Origin of the sequence: Bacillus cereus group sp. RP29 (genome assembly GCF_040459765.1) — a bacterium.
Lineage (GTDB): Bacteria > Bacillota > Bacilli > Bacillales > Bacillaceae_G > Bacillus_A > Bacillus_A paranthracis.
On sequence record NZ_JARVHN010000002.1, the window covers coordinates 138,206 to 152,287 of the forward strand.

Sequence of the window (14,082 nt, forward strand, 5' to 3'; positions counted from 1 at the left end):
CTTCTTTGCTTCGCCCAAATTTATGCTAGGAGTTTCACTAATCACAAATCGCGGGATTAACTATTATTTAGAAAGGGTGTAATTTCTTCTATGTTAACTACACTTCCGATCATTATGACTACCAATGGCCAGAAATTAAAATGTTCATTTACTAGCATTACAGAACGATGTGATTTTGATCATATCTCCTTCGACATGGAATTTCACGACATTGTGAATAATTCCAGGGTCGGAACTGCTTCATGTCGTATACAAAAAGATCCATCAGAAAACAAAATTGAAATTACTATTACAAGTTTAGATGCAAAACATATTGGAACTGGGGTTGGAACAGCTATGATATACTCCATATACAGATGGGCATATTTTAGCTATCCTGGTTATGAACTTCTCTTCAATGGAATGATTAGCATGGCCTTCGATGAAGAATATTTAATAGGTTTTTATACAAAAGTTGGATTTAACGTAAAAAATGGTTTCTTTAATCTAAAAATAGAGCAAAATGATTTTCAAAAGTTCTGTATAAATACTGAAAGTAAAATATCTGAGCTATGTTTCACATTTCTAAGTAAACAAAATGAAAGCTATAACAATGAAATAGCTAATTATCCTGTCACATATTGAAAAGAAATATAATTCAATGTCATTAATTTCATTTATTAAACAACGCTATTTTAGACGTAAACAGTCCTATAATGAAAATACTCCTATGTAGATTTAAAATAAAGTTTGATGAAATTATTATAAATAACCTTCATATTAAATCAAGAACAACGCTAATATGCCAAAAGGGAGAAAATGGTCAAATGGACTTTTATGTTCCTTATTATCCGAAGAAGAAATACTAATTACATATTATGAAGGCGGCTATTTACTTACTAACTATATGACCATCATTGATATAGATCCGTTAAATAGCGCTATCATATGTACGGATGCTTTCTATAATAAGTTGACACTACAATTTTCGGATATACTGGATGTAAAATAGAATAGATTTAAACGTTTGGATTGTTATAAAGGAGTGTATAAAATGCAAGGGAATCAGATAAGAAAGAATACAGCAAGAACAGTTATTCATAACAATATAAATAACTATCCCTATTTAAATATACCTATGATTATTAATGAGAATGATGGAATAACTTACGAGGTTTTAAGCACGGGTTTTCATAATAATGATGCAGTAGCAATAATAACAACGGACGGTTTCACTACAACTAGGGTAAATACACCAATCGTAATAGTAAAAAACGATGATAGTAGTATCCAAGTATTCCGTTTACCCTTAGAATTGGATTATTGGGTGCTTTCATGTATGCTCGATGCTTCAAGAGGAAAAAATCCATTCCCATGTAAAGTTGCTTTTGGAATCATTGATACTAAATGTCATGTGGAATTCAAGTAAAAAAGGAGTAAATTAATTTGTTCCTTTTATAATTTGGGGGACATTTATTTTTCTTAAGTTGATGGGCATGTAGCGTTATCCCTCACTATTAAATTTCAAATGCATGAAAATGAGAAAAAGTTTAAAATAATTTATATACAAATGAAATAATCCAGCGAGAGTATCAAACTGTATACAATTTACCTTTTCACACTAAAAAATGATACTAAGGTCATTGAAAGGCACCTCAGAGTGTCTTTTTCTTAATTCTAATCCGCGGTAACAAATTCATATTTTTTATATAAAAAGCGGAAAAAATATTTTATAATTCTATTTAGATTAATATTACGTTTTTAATATAAAACTTATAGAAAAATGGCGGTGATTGATTTTATGTTTAATATTTCAAAGGGTGCGATGATAGATACAATAAACAATATAATTTACAACATTGCTCTTTATGTCTTTGTATTTATTATTTGCATGTGGATTTTAGTATGTATTGTTCGATTATTTGTAAGGGGATTATCTAGAGTAATACCTATAACGTATACACCTTCGTTGCAATCTAAAGGCAATGGAAAAAGAAAACAAAATAAAAAAAGGAATGCGTCTTATAGAGTTCAATCAGTTGGAAAGAAAGCAAATACAAATAAAGTTATAAATTCTGATTTGGATGATGAAGGTGATTTTAACGACTATTATGACGACTACAGTTCCCCTAGCTATTATAGCTCTTCTAATAGTTCAAGTTCTGAAAGTTCATATAGTAACTCCAATTATAACAGCACTTCTAGTTACAAAAATGAAGATTCCTCTAGGTATGATAGTCCTTCTTATAATTCTAGTTATAATATTAACTCAGATGAAAATGATTATCAATAAAATACTAACTTGCATGATAGTGCATAATCTATTTGTCATAGAAATGCACACATCCATGTATTCAAAATATATTAAATTGCAACAATCATTTTGGTTAGGAATCTTATGTTTAACATTAAACTTAAGATGGTTCCATACGGAGAAAGGCGCCTTTGGTGTCTTTTCTTTGTATGGATCAGTACCAAGCTTCTAATATATTACGTAAGAACTTGACGCTATTTTCAATGGCTCAAAAAATAGACAATGATTTTCACTTCCAACTTCACAAAACAATTTTCCCTTTTTGATTTGCTCTATTTGACGATGTTCATGCAAATTGAATCATTCTATCCACTAAACAAGAAATAATTCTCCAAGAGCTGAATATATCAATCAATAAAGCAATTTTTCATATAATTGATTTCTTGTTTCATCTAAACCTATATCCTTAGACTTCTACGCTTGAAGTATCCTTTACGGATAAAACATTCCTTCACTACTACATCAATTAAATCTATTCTTGCTGCAGTAGTTTTCCTAATTCATGAAGAAATGTATGAGTTTTCTCAACATCCTTTAAGATATCCTCTAGGTTCTCATTTGCTACAAAATCTCTAATAGAATGGTTAAAAACCATTAACCTACCATATCTATGCTCTATTTCTTTAAACCACACTTCTTTTTCCAAAAGCTTAAAATTTTTACGAATGACTTTTCCCCTTTTTGAAGGGATGAACATAAAGAGGCCTCCTAATACATCACCAATTACATCTCCCATGTGAAAACCTCCTTTTTCTCTATTTTAACATTTAGAAAAAACGATATATATTAGCATTTCCAATACACTTCAAATAAAGATTTGTTACCAATTAGAGTGAACGGTAGAACTTGCGTTATTGTTTTTTCTTATCTCGACAGAATACGACATCACCATTTACCTTAATTTGGTATAATCATCTGTGGAATTTTACAATTTTCAAAATGGAGGAATTAAACATGTTCAAAAAGTTGAGTACCATTGCATTAGGAAGTGCTTTAGCGATGAGTCTAGTTGCTTGTGATGATTCGTCAAACAAAGCTTCTACAGAAAAGAAAGATGAACCCAAACAAGAGGCTAAGAAAGAAGCAAAACAAGACCAAAAACAAGAAACGAAAAAGGACGATAAAAAGAAGATAACGGTTGCCGATGTGGATACTATTAAAACTGGTGATCCTGTAACTGGTGAAGGCGGAGATAAATACGAGGATCTAGTTGCTAAATATGGCGAACCTGACATCAAATCTGATTCTACAAGTAAAAATGTAAAAACGTATACTGCTAGTTGGAGTAAAAATGCAAAAGGTGGCACAGGAGCTAATTTCACCGTTAGTTTCATTGAAAAAGATGGTCAAAAATTAGCAGTAAGTAAAACTCAAATAGGGATGGAATAAATAAAATATTTTTAAAATCATCCCTAACACAAGGAATATAGATACTTATTTTACTCTCAAAGGCTGAAACATAAACATAACTGCATAACTACTGAAAACAAACATAAGAAAGACGTTCAAATCCATGTGGATAGAACGTCTTTTCACTTTACTTCATACATATATCAATTTTTCACTTATTCATTTTGCATTACAATTAAAAAATCGATAAATTCATCTTCATTTACAGGTTTACTGTAGTAATAGCCCTGAATTAGATAACATGCATTACGTTGTAACACTGTTAATTGTTCCTTCGTTTCTATCCCTTCTGCTATCACTTTCATGTTTAAAGTATGAGCAAGTGAAATAATGGTTTGTATAATTTCATCTCCATCAGTAGAAGTTCCAATCCTATTAACAAATTCTCTTGGAATTTTCAAAGTATCAATTGGATAAAGAGGCAGATACGCTAGTGAAGAATAACCTGTGCCAAAATCGTCAATTGATAAATGTACACCAAATGATTTTAATGCTTTTAACTTTGATAAAGTTTCTCTTTCATCTACCATTGCAATTCGCTCTGTTAATTCCAAATCAATCGAATTAGCAGGTACCCCTATCTCTTCTATGGTAGATATAATGGTTTGAACAAAATCTTTCTGTTCAAACTCTATAGCTGATAAATTTATCCCCATCTTTAGATTTGAAAAGCCCGCAGAATGCCATTCTTTCAGTTGTTGACACGCTTTCTGTAACGTCCACTTCCCAATTGAAATAATCTGCGTTGTTTCTTCTGCGATAGGTATAAACTCAAAAGGAGAAATCAGCCCAAGCTCTGGATGTTGCCAACGTATTAAAGCCTCTGCACCAATAAACTTACCTGCCTTACTATCAATTTGTGGTTGATACAATAAAAACAACTCATTATTTTCAATTGCATTTGGTAAATCCTGTTCTAATCGTAATCGACGAGTTACTTTTTGAGATAATGTCTCGTCATACATACAAACAGCATTGTTACCTTTTTCCTTTGCGCTATACATAGCGATATCAGCGTGTTGTAAAAGTGTAGTAGTATTTATTCCTCCAAATGGATATACCGCTATTCCTATACTAAGAGATAAGTAAAAACTATGCTGATTTACTACAAATGGTTCTTCAGTTATACGAAATAGAGTTTTACACAAATCCAATAGCTGTTGCTCTGTTTGGTTATGGACAATGATCGCAAACTCATCACCGACTATTCTTGCTAGAGGAATAGTCGGTGACAGACATGTCCTAAAACGTTTGGCAACTTCTTTTAAAACCTTGTCACCAATCGAATGACCCAATGTATCATTAATAGTCTTAAAGCGATTTAAATCAATATACAGGAGCCCAAACTTATCCTGTGTTTTTTGTGCACGCTTAATAGATCTATCTAATTCTTGTTGGAAGAATATACGATTTCCAATCTCCGTCACCGTATCATGGAATGCAAGGTAATTTATCTCTTCCTGTTGTTGTTTCATCCTTGTTATGTCTTTTACCATTACATAGCTCCCAAAGGTTTGTCCTTCTATCATAATAGGAACTATAGTGACATACCAAAAGAGTATATCCTTCTCATTGTTATTTTTCACACGTAACTGTAGTGAAGATGAACTACATCGTTTCCCTTTCTTTATAGCTACTTCCAATTCAGATTTATCTTCATCTAAAAAAATAGAGAAGCACTCTTTCCCTATCAATGCAGCACTTTCTTTTCCTAATAACATACTTCCAGCCTGGTTTATATTTAATACGATACCGTTTGAATCAATCGTTAAAATAGGATCCGGATGATACTCATATAATGACTTAAATCTCTCTTGATTTTTTACTAAATCATTAGATTTATTTATTAAATCCCTTGTTCTTTGAGATACTGTTTGTTCTAATTGATTATTAAACACTTTTAATGTTTTAGTTAACTCTTTGTTTTGCATTCGTACGATTGTATGACGAATCAGTACAAATACAAAAGCAATACAATTTCCCGTAATTAATGTAGCTGAAGAAGTTTGCTCTTTCAAAGTAAAGCCAATTAAGACTGCAACTGCAAGATACGGGAATATACCAAGAAGTTTCTCTCCAAATGTCGGATTAATAATAAAATAATTTCTTTTAGAAGACGTATTCTTTGGGATTGTAGCAGCAATAGCGATAAATAATAGTAAAACTCTATACAAACACCTTAAAAATATAACTGAACGCTCTGACAAATCACCCTGTAAGTAGAAATACAAGTAGTCCGTAATAGCCAATCCAGTTAATACTAGGATAAAAATAAACAATTTACTTTTTGCATTGAAAATAGCGGGTCTAAAGATTAGTGTAACTCCAAGTAATAGAAGTAATAAATCTATAATCGGAAAAATAAATGAGAGAAAAACATCTCCAATTGATAAGAATAAGATATTTGCAGATGGTTTATTAAATAGGTACCACTCTAATGTAAAAATAGCAGTAACAACAATGCATAAATCACAAAGTAAATACGCTTTCTCCCATTTGTTACATTCCATCATAATTTTATAAAAGAACGCAAAAAGAAAGAAGAATAAAAAAACAACAAAAATACATCAGAAATATTAAAATTTTGGATTGGTAATTCTACATTAAATACTTGAAAAGCAGATATGAAATTCCCTATCAAGAAACACCCTATCGCAATAGTAATACAAACCCAGAATACTCCTAACTTAATTTTTCTGGATAATATAGAATACAGTAATGAGATAAATACAGTAGTTTCAACAACTAAAGATGATAGCCGGATATTAAAATCTAATACAAAATAAAGATTCGGAAAAACAAATAAAAATATAACGCAAAAACTTATATAAGCTATTAAAGCCAATAGCAATACATAAAATTGCACATATGCATGTTTACGCAATGAGCTCACCTTCTTGAGTTTTTTCTATACTTTTATTAAAAAGGTCTTGATAGTGGCACAGCTCCTACTAATTAAAATGTGTGCAACCTATTATGTATATTATGACCTTTTTTAAAAGGTTTCTTTCTACATATAACAGTCTTGTTAACTTTTTGTAGATGTTTACAATTTTCAATACTGAGGATTCCAAATAAGATACGTTGAAAAATGTAGTTTTTTTAAGTATTTGAGCATCGTAAATTTGGATAGTACAACTTATCCACTCTTTAAATACGAGATAGAATCTAATTCTCTATTGGATTATAGTTAACCCCCTAACTGTAGCCATTATAGTTACAACCTAGATTCATGTCAATTTCATATTCCCTCCTTTTTAACGAATTTCCGGAAAGAATTCTCCTTCCTCAAGCGTGTGAAGGGCGTAGCCCAACGGTAGGTGGGAGATGAATTTCGGTTTGGCGTAGCCAAAAGGTTTTCCTTTTTATTTTGCCTCTGATATAATCAGTCTTATAAATGATAAAGGCTGGTATATAAATGAAATTAGATAGTAATAACCATTCAGTATTCTTGTTATATTATCACCTTGTGTTGGTCGTGAAATACAGAAGAAATGTGTTTGATGATGATATGTCAGACTATGCAAAAGATATGTTTGTTCGACTATCTGAAAACTATAACATCACATTAGTTGAATGGAATCATGATGTAGACCATGTTCATATTTTGTTCAAGGCACACCCTAATATAGAAATGACAAAATTCATCAATGCTTATAAAAGTGCAAGTTCTCGACTTATTAAAAGAGACTTTCCACAAGTGAAAAAGAAACTTTGGAAAGAGATGTTTTGGTCAAGAAGTTTTTGCTTGCTAACTACTGGTGGTTCGCCAATAGACGTAGTAAAAACATATATTGAAAATCAAAGTGAAAAGTGAGGTGAAATGATATGACAAAGCAGAATAAAGCATATAAATTCCGTTTGTATCCAACAGAAGATCAAGCACATCTTATGCGTAAAACTTTCGGTTGTGTACGTTTCGTGTATAACAGAATGTTAGCTGAACGGAAAGAAGCGTATGAAAAACATAAAGATGATAAGGATCAACTAAAGAAACAAAAGCTTCCCACTCCTGCAAAATACAAAGCAGAATTTGAGTGGTTAAAAGAAGTGGATTCATTAGCTTTGGCAAATGCTCAACTAAACTTGCAAACTGCCTATAAAAATTTCTTTCGTGGTCAAAATGACTTCCCAACATTCAAAAGCAAAAAAGACAGAAAGTCTTATACAACGAATGTAGTGAACGGAAATATTATGTTGCTTAACGGTCATATCAAATTGCCAAAACTGAAAATGGTACGTATCAAACAGCATAGAGACATACCACAAGACCATATAATCAAGTCATGTACGATTTCTATGACACCTACTGGTAAATACTATGTGTCCATTTTGACTGAATACGAAAAAGAGATCGTACAAAAAGAGGTAGAAACAGTTGTTGGATTAGACTTTGCGATGGATCAATTATACGTCAGTTCTGAGGATGAGAGAGCCAATTATCCTAAGTTCTATCGTGAAATGTTAGACCGATTAGCAAAGGCGCAACGAGTATTATCAAGACGTACAAAAGGTTCAGGGCGTTGGAATAAACAACGTATCCATGTAGCTAAGTTACATGAAAAAGTAACGAATCAACGTAAGAACTTCCTTCATCATAAGTCTAAAGAGTTAGCTACTCATTTTGATGTTGTAGCTATTGAAGATCTAAATATGAAGGGAATATCGCAAGCACTTCATTTTGGAAAAAGCGTCGCTGATAATGCTTGGGGTATGTTCACTTCTTTCGTAGCTTATAAACTAAATGAACAAGGCAAACAGCTTGTGAAAATAGACAAATGGTTTCCTTCCACAAAAACATGTAGCAGTTGTGGAAATGTGAAAAATATGTCATTGTCTGAGCGAGTCTATTCTTGTATATGCGGTGTAAATCTCAATAGAGATTATAACGCAGCTATCAATATCAAAAATGAAGCAATACGCCTATTGGCGTTAGCATAGATAGCAATAAAATAACCCTTGGAACAAGGGAGTTAGCTCGGCTGCCTTAGGACGAATTCGTTAGCTACCAAAAGTAACGACTAACCGAGAAGCCCCCACTTCAAACAGTCCGCTAGGACGTTAAGTGGTGGGTAGTTCACTGGACAAAAAGCATGACGTATTTATAAATAAAAACAAAACATATTGAGAAATAAATAATTAGATTGAATATTCTAAGTATTACACATAAAATGAGTATGAGTCGAATAGCAACTAATCTCTAACCCTTGTATGGAAAAGAGATTGAGTATCATGATCTCTTTTCCATACGTAATTTTAGCCTGTGCATACAGGCTCTTTTTATTTGATAGAAAAGAAAAATATTTGCTATACTAAATGCGCACAAATATATGCAAAATCACAAATAAAAAAAGGGCAGCCTGGCATAGCTGCCCTTTTTTTATATTTATTCTCATAAACTACTATATAGTTTAAGTTAATTATAAACCTAGTACACTAACAATCTGGCATGCTTTGGAATTTACAATATGATAGTACATCTCTAACCCTCTTCTTTCCGAGCGTAGAATCTTGCCACGCATCTTAGATAAATGCTGAGATACGGTTGATTGAGGCAATTCTAATAGCTCTGTTAACTGTGTTACATTACAAACTTTGCGACGTTCTAGTTCTTTCACGATTTGTAATCTAACTGGATGAGCCATAATCTTTAATAATTCTACATCTTCTTCTGGAATTTTGCACATTTCATTACTTACTTGTATTGTTGTCATTTTTTATTTCTCCTTTTTCATTTCTTTTTTGTTTTTATTATCAATTTATGAGCATTTTTAGTTTGTTTAAATATATATTTCACAACCACTTTGTTGCTCGATCTTTTGTCTCTCTATCAAGTTTAATATATAGAAGGATTATTATGCCTAAAAATCCAACAAAAGATAGCATAGGAATTGAGATGGAGCCAAACAAATTCAAGTAATCTCCTGTACAAGAAACTCCTACTGAACACATCTTCAATTCACTTGTAGGAAAAGCCTGAATCGTGATTTGATAAACGGCTATTAATAGGCCAATACATGCAAGTGGAAATGCATATGTACTTACTACATACCTATACCTAATATTAATACTAATGGCTACATGGCCATCCTTTGATACCAGCACAAATTACATGGAGGCAACTTCATCCATTCATTAAAAACCAAACTTATGAGCATTGCACTAGTAGCTATCATCCAAGCAATTGCAATGTGATACTTTCGAATGATTGACATCCTATATTCCCCTCACCTGTCTTATTAGAATGTAAAACGTTTACTAATATATGACTAGTTTATTTCCATGTTTGGAGTACCCTGTTTCAATAGACAGTATCCAATCATTGATATCTTTCCAATCATAACCCTTATCTTTTAATTCTATAAACAATTCCCATTCCCGCTCTTTTTTCAGAAACTTATAGAAAACGAAAAAAAGGACACACCAATGGCATATGTATGCGTAGGTGTGTCCTTTTGCAAGATAGATTTAGAAGTATTTTGATACTTTTATCATATTATAAATCTTATTAATTTTATATAAGAATTAATAATTTTAAAATATTCGGTAGTTTTCTTATAAAACGGTTGTAGTTAAGGTTGGTTTAATACTTACATTCATATATACAATTTGTTAATCCAATTGATGACCTGCTACTAAAATAATACCTCTTTACCCATTATTTCTTTCACTATACTAAAAAAATTAACATGTTGAGGATTAACAGAAAAATTATTATGCATAGCGCATACTGATAACTTATACTGATCATCAATATCATATTGTTTAACAAAATATGGGTTTTTTTTATTATTTTTTATTATTTCAATTTGTTTAAAATCATGTTTTTTAACTAAAAAGGAATTAAGAGGAATTGTTAATCCTTCTCCTAAAACTTTTACATAACTTTCCTTTATAGTCCAAAGATCATAAAAATAATCTAGTTTCCTTAGTGGATCTATAGAAAGCAAATCATTATATTCTGCCTCTGCAAAAAAGCTTTTTGCTATTTCAAATTCAATTGGCTTTATCAATTCAACATCTATACCAATTGAAAATTTATCTACAGCACAAACAACCCAATCGCCCGAATGAGAAACATTAAATTCGAAATTAGAAACATTATGTAAATACGGCTTTCCATAAAGATTATTTTTGAATTCAATTTCTTCATTTGAAATACTATATTTTCTTATAATCAAACTTCTAACAAGAAGGTCCGCAATAAGGCCCCTATAACTATCTTCTTTCCTGTGGAAGTTCTCAATCTTTTTTCGCTTTTCATTAGAAACATAACCTAGTAATTGTTTAAATAATCTAGTTTCTATTTTATTAGGAATTCTTACAATATATACTTCTATCATTTAAATTCCACCACCTTTATAAACCTTTTAAGTTTCTTTAATAGATGTGCGAGTACCAACGTGTAAAACTACGAAAAAAATTGGAGAAGAAACAAGAGAAGTCATTCCCTTTTTGGTGTTTTTCTGATAATTCCCCTATAAAAAACATAGAAATATTAAAGTCTCATTTATAATATTTTACTTTGAAAATCGGATGAACTTAATGTTTTATTTATTACTTTAACAACTTCTTCTGTAAAATCATTAATAAAAAAGTGCCCTCCCAGATATCCATAAAAATAGCATTGTTTACTAGTATAATCAGTCCACTCTATCAATCTTTGATTATCTACTAGCTTATCATCGTAACCGTATAGAATAGAAATATTAAATGTAAAAGGACTTATTTTTCCTTTAAGCTCATAAGTTTCAACTAGTTTAAAGTCTGCTCTAATGATCGGGAGAAACATATCTAATATTTCATCATAAGATTGTAATTCTAATGGAATTCCCCCTAAGTCTACTATGTATTTCTTTAGTTCTTGATCTGGTAAAGTGTAACGCTTTTGCTGATCTATAGTATGAACAGGTAGTCGCCCTGAGAAAAATGCATGTATTGGACTTATTCCTTTGACATCATGGATTTTCTGAATCATTTCATATACTAATAAAGCTCCCACACTATGTCCAAATATCGCAAATGGAGAACCATCTAAATTAGGTTTCATCAAATCGTAAATATCTAATACCGCTTCTTCCATACTTGTATATACGGGCACTTTCAAACGTTTCCCTCTTCCAGCTAATTCAATAGGGATAATCTCAATATCCTTGTTTAAATAATCCTTCCAATTGTAGTAGGCTGACGAAGACCCACCTGCATGATGAAAACAAAAAAGCTTAATTTTTGAAACCATATGTCATTCTCCTATTATTATTTATCTTTAAATATATTAGATTTATCAACATTAATTCATTTAAAAATTTTATACCTGAAATAGGAATATGCATAACTTAAAATTGCTTATAAGTCTGTGTTATGAGGATTTTTTATGTTAAAATACTTTAATTTACCATATCGCTCCCTCCTCCGTTTCAATAATAGAATTAGTACTTCATTTCTTTACCTAGCATCCTATAATATGAAGAAAAGTTTTCAATTTTGCCAACAACTGCTGGATTTATGAGCCTGCATATTTTTATTAATTACGATAAGCCTGCTTTTTAATTTTGTCGATTTTTTGATTAATTTCGTAAATTTTTGCTAAAATCTCCTCTTGCTCTTCTTCATTTACAGGACTATCTGACAAGTAATTCTGCCTCTTGATTTCCAAATAGAAAAGTTCATTTTGCATTTCTACTGTTAATTTTGATTCTTTATTTTGTTTCTCCCGCTCATAATCAGAATAAGAGCCTTCAAATACTCTTTTGCTTGTGCTTCCTAAATCTAGTATTCTATCTGCAATTTTTCTCAAAAAATATTTGTCATGTGAAACAGCAATTATCGTACCTGGAAATTCTTGAAGCGCCTCTTCAATCGTCTCTCTCGTCTCAATATCTAAATAATTATTCGGTTCATCGAGAATGAGTAAGTCGGCGCCGGAGAAATATAATTTTACAAAGGCGACCCTACATTTTTCACCCATGCTTAAATGAGATATTCTTTTGAGCACATTATCTCTTTTAAACAGAAAACAGCCGAGAATTGTCCTTGCCTCTGTCTGAGTTAAATTAGGAATTTTCATAATATGATCCAATATTGTATCGCTTCCGTCCAGATCACTAAGCTCTTGTGAAAAATAACCAACCTTACATCTAGGATGAAGCTGTACCATTCCTTCTTCCGGCTGCTTCCGTCCTAAAATAAGCTGAAGTAGAGTAGTTTTCCCGGAACCATTTGGCCCAATTACAGCTAATCTCTCGGAGCGTTTCACATCTAAGTTAAAATCCTTAAAAATAGGAATACCATCATATCCAAATGTCATTTGACGTATTTGCAAAAGACGTGAGGCTCCAAAATCTGTTTCATGAAAATCAAGCTTCACTCGATCTGCTTCTTTGTACTTTTCTATTTTATTTTTCTCAAGGCGATCTAATGCTTTTTCAAGCGCCTTAAATCGTGAGGCGCTTTTCGTTGCCCTCGATGAGAAATTGTTTTTTTGCGCAGCAGAATCATCTTTTCCAGATGATTTTTGGGCTTGCTGGAACCATTGCTTATAACGGTTAATTGACTCTAATAACTCTTTCTTTTTTTGTTCCTGTTTGGCGTAAAGTTTCTGATGGGTTAATATTTCATGATCCTTCTGTTTTTTATATGCTGAATAACCGCCTTTGTACTTTTTTGTTCCTCCTGCTGTCAACTCATACGTTACATCAGCCACCTGATCAATAAAATGTCTATCATGAGAAACGAACAATACGGTTGTATCACTAGCTTTAATCCAATTCGTAAGCCATTCAATTGCATCTTTGTCCAAATGATTGGTTGGTTCATCTAAAATTAAAAATTTTGGATTTTTGAGCATCGTCCTAGCTAATTGCGCCCTAGTTTTTTCTCCACCACTTAATTGACTATAAGGCATGTACCAGCTTGCTGGGGGCAACTGTAATTGACTCAGGTGCTTTTCAATTTCCGTTTGAAATTGAAAACCATCCATTGCGATAAAACGCTCATAAAATGTCGTGTATTCCTCCATCAAGCCTTCTAGCTCCTCTTTTGTTACAATCGACATCTTTTTTTGAAGCTCATCAATCTTCTTTTGATAAGTTGCCAGCTCAGGACGAACCAAACTAACATATTCATAAAGAGTCACATCCGCTAGTTCCTCCATCTGTTCAACCCATCCCCAAGCATCTGCAGGATACCTTCTCATAATTTTTCCCTTTTCTAATTGCACCTTACCAAATAGTGCTTTAAGCAATGTCGTTTTACCAACACCATTACTGCCAATAATGGCTACTCTCTGCTTTTCTTCTATATCTAAATGAACGTTTTCAAAAATCACCTTTTCATTTCTAGTAGCTTTACACCCTTCTGCTTTTAACATAAGCATTTTA

Annotated in this window: 12 protein-coding genes and 3 pseudogenes; 7 read left to right on the forward strand and 8 right to left on the reverse strand. The window is 31.9% G+C overall.

The window, feature by feature from the left end; all coding sequences use genetic code 11:
- Window positions 1-90 precede the first annotated feature (90 nt).
- The 4 genes and pseudogenes from QCI47_RS28910 (at window position 91) to QCI47_RS28925 (ending at window position 2,272) form a co-directional block, all read left to right on the forward strand.
- Window positions 91-715: pseudogene (locus tag QCI47_RS28910) on the forward strand (GNAT family protein).
- Between the two features lie 66 nt (window positions 716-781).
- Window positions 782-991: a YolD-like family protein gene (locus tag QCI47_RS28915; protein ID WP_071742931.1), complete on the forward strand. Its 210-nt coding sequence runs from the start codon at window positions 782-784 to the stop codon at window positions 989-991.
- Between the two features lie 42 nt (window positions 992-1,033).
- Window positions 1,034-1,408 carry a hypothetical protein gene (locus tag QCI47_RS28920; RefSeq protein WP_001161896.1) on the forward strand — a complete coding sequence of 125 codons (375 nt, stop codon included), beginning with the start codon at window positions 1,034-1,036 and terminating at the stop codon, window positions 1,406-1,408.
- A 354-nt stretch (window positions 1,409-1,762) separates the two neighbouring features.
- Window positions 1,763-2,272, forward strand: coding sequence for a hypothetical protein (locus QCI47_RS28925; RefSeq protein ID WP_249024563.1), 510 nt, complete (start codon window positions 1,763-1,765; stop codon window positions 2,270-2,272).
- Window positions 2,273-2,765: 493 nt separating this feature from the next.
- Here the strand turns inward: QCI47_RS28925 and QCI47_RS28930 are convergent, their stop codons facing one another.
- Window positions 2,766-3,029: a hypothetical protein gene (locus QCI47_RS28930; protein WP_000503054.1), complete on the reverse strand. Its 264-nt coding sequence runs from the start codon at window positions 3,027-3,029 to the stop codon at window positions 2,766-2,768.
- A 218-nt stretch (window positions 3,030-3,247) separates the two neighbouring features.
- Between QCI47_RS28930 and QCI47_RS28935 the strand changes: the two genes are divergently transcribed.
- Window positions 3,248-3,682, forward strand: a complete 435-nt coding sequence (locus tag QCI47_RS28935; RefSeq protein WP_000473787.1) for a hypothetical protein — start codon at window positions 3,248-3,250, stop codon at window positions 3,680-3,682.
- Between the two features lie 176 nt (window positions 3,683-3,858).
- Here the strand turns inward: QCI47_RS28935 and QCI47_RS28940 are convergent.
- Window positions 3,859-6,587, reverse strand: a pseudogene (locus QCI47_RS28940) (putative bifunctional diguanylate cyclase/phosphodiesterase).
- Window positions 6,588-7,121: 534 nt separating this feature from the next.
- Between QCI47_RS28940 and tnpA the strand changes: the two are divergent.
- Together tnpA and QCI47_RS28950 are read left to right on the forward strand one after the other, a co-directional pair.
- Entirely contained in the window at window positions 7,122-7,520 is a 399-nt protein-coding gene (tnpA, locus tag QCI47_RS28945) for an IS200/IS605 family transposase (protein WP_353812037.1), read from the forward strand.
- Window positions 7,521-7,531: 11 nt separating this feature from the next.
- The gene (locus tag QCI47_RS28950) at window positions 7,532-8,644 is read left to right on the forward strand and encodes an RNA-guided endonuclease TnpB family protein (RefSeq protein WP_000166220.1); all 1,113 of its coding nucleotides are present in this window, start codon (window positions 7,532-7,534) and stop codon (window positions 8,642-8,644) included.
- 479 nt (window positions 8,645-9,123) lie between these two features.
- Here the strand turns inward: QCI47_RS28950 and QCI47_RS28955 are convergent, their stop codons facing one another.
- The 6 genes and pseudogenes from QCI47_RS28955 to abc-f form a co-directional block, all read right to left on the reverse strand.
- On the reverse strand, window positions 9,124-9,417 hold the full coding sequence (locus tag QCI47_RS28955; RefSeq protein ID WP_000207875.1) for an ArsR/SmtB family transcription factor: 294 nt from the start codon (window positions 9,415-9,417) through the stop codon (window positions 9,124-9,126).
- Window positions 9,418-9,496: 79 nt separating this feature from the next.
- Window positions 9,497-9,918 (reverse strand): annotated as a pseudogene (locus tag QCI47_RS28960) (disulfide bond formation protein B).
- A 43-nt stretch (window positions 9,919-9,961) separates the two neighbouring features.
- Window positions 9,962-10,171 carry a hypothetical protein gene (locus QCI47_RS30365; RefSeq protein WP_370624736.1) on the reverse strand — a complete coding sequence of 70 codons (210 nt, stop codon included), beginning with the start codon at window positions 10,169-10,171 and terminating at the stop codon, window positions 9,962-9,964.
- 167 nt (window positions 10,172-10,338) lie between these two features.
- A complete protein-coding gene (locus tag QCI47_RS28965; RefSeq protein ID WP_000573885.1) occupies window positions 10,339-11,046 on the reverse strand; it encodes a 4'-phosphopantetheinyl transferase family protein in 708 nt (235 codons plus the stop codon).
- 167 nt (window positions 11,047-11,213) lie between these two features.
- Window positions 11,214-11,942, reverse strand: coding sequence for a thioesterase II family protein (locus tag QCI47_RS28970; RefSeq protein ID WP_000253753.1), 729 nt, complete (start codon window positions 11,940-11,942; stop codon window positions 11,214-11,216).
- Between the two features lie 285 nt (window positions 11,943-12,227).
- On the reverse strand, window positions 12,228-14,078 hold the full coding sequence (abc-f, locus tag QCI47_RS28975) for a ribosomal protection-like ABC-F family protein (RefSeq protein ID WP_000928863.1): 1,851 nt from the start codon (window positions 14,076-14,078) through the stop codon (window positions 12,228-12,230).
- Window positions 14,079-14,082 lie beyond the last annotated feature (4 nt).

Bases quoted from the DNA above. Each gene is read 5' to 3' on its own strand.
- abc-f (WP_000928863.1), bottom strand. From the start codon at position 14,078: ATGCTTATGTTAAAAGCAGAAGGGTGTAAAGCTACTAGAAATGAAAAG.
- QCI47_RS28935 (WP_000473787.1), top strand. From the start codon at position 3,248: ATGTTCAAAAAGTTGAGTACCATTGCATTAGGAAGTGCTTTAGCGATG.
- QCI47_RS28970 (WP_000253753.1), bottom strand. From the start codon at position 11,942: ATGGTTTCAAAAATTAAGCTTTTTTGTTTTCATCATGCAGGTGGGTCT.
- QCI47_RS28955 (WP_000207875.1), bottom strand. From the start codon at position 9,417: ATGACAACAATACAAGTAAGTAATGAAATGTGCAAAATTCCAGAAGAA.
- QCI47_RS28915 (WP_071742931.1), top strand. From the start codon at position 782: ATGCCAAAAGGGAGAAAATGGTCAAATGGACTTTTATGTTCCTTATTA.
- tnpA (WP_353812037.1), top strand. From the start codon at position 7,122: ATGAAATTAGATAGTAATAACCATTCAGTATTCTTGTTATATTATCAC.
- QCI47_RS28950 (WP_000166220.1), top strand. From the start codon at position 7,532: ATGACAAAGCAGAATAAAGCATATAAATTCCGTTTGTATCCAACAGAA.
- QCI47_RS28920 (WP_001161896.1), top strand. From the start codon at position 1,034: ATGCAAGGGAATCAGATAAGAAAGAATACAGCAAGAACAGTTATTCAT.
- QCI47_RS28930 (WP_000503054.1), bottom strand. From the start codon at position 3,029: ATGGGAGATGTAATTGGTGATGTATTAGGAGGCCTCTTTATGTTCATC.
- QCI47_RS28965 (WP_000573885.1), bottom strand. From the start codon at position 11,046: ATGATAGAAGTATATATTGTAAGAATTCCTAATAAAATAGAAACTAGA.
- QCI47_RS28925 (WP_249024563.1), top strand. From the start codon at position 1,763: ATGGCGGTGATTGATTTTATGTTTAATATTTCAAAGGGTGCGATGATA.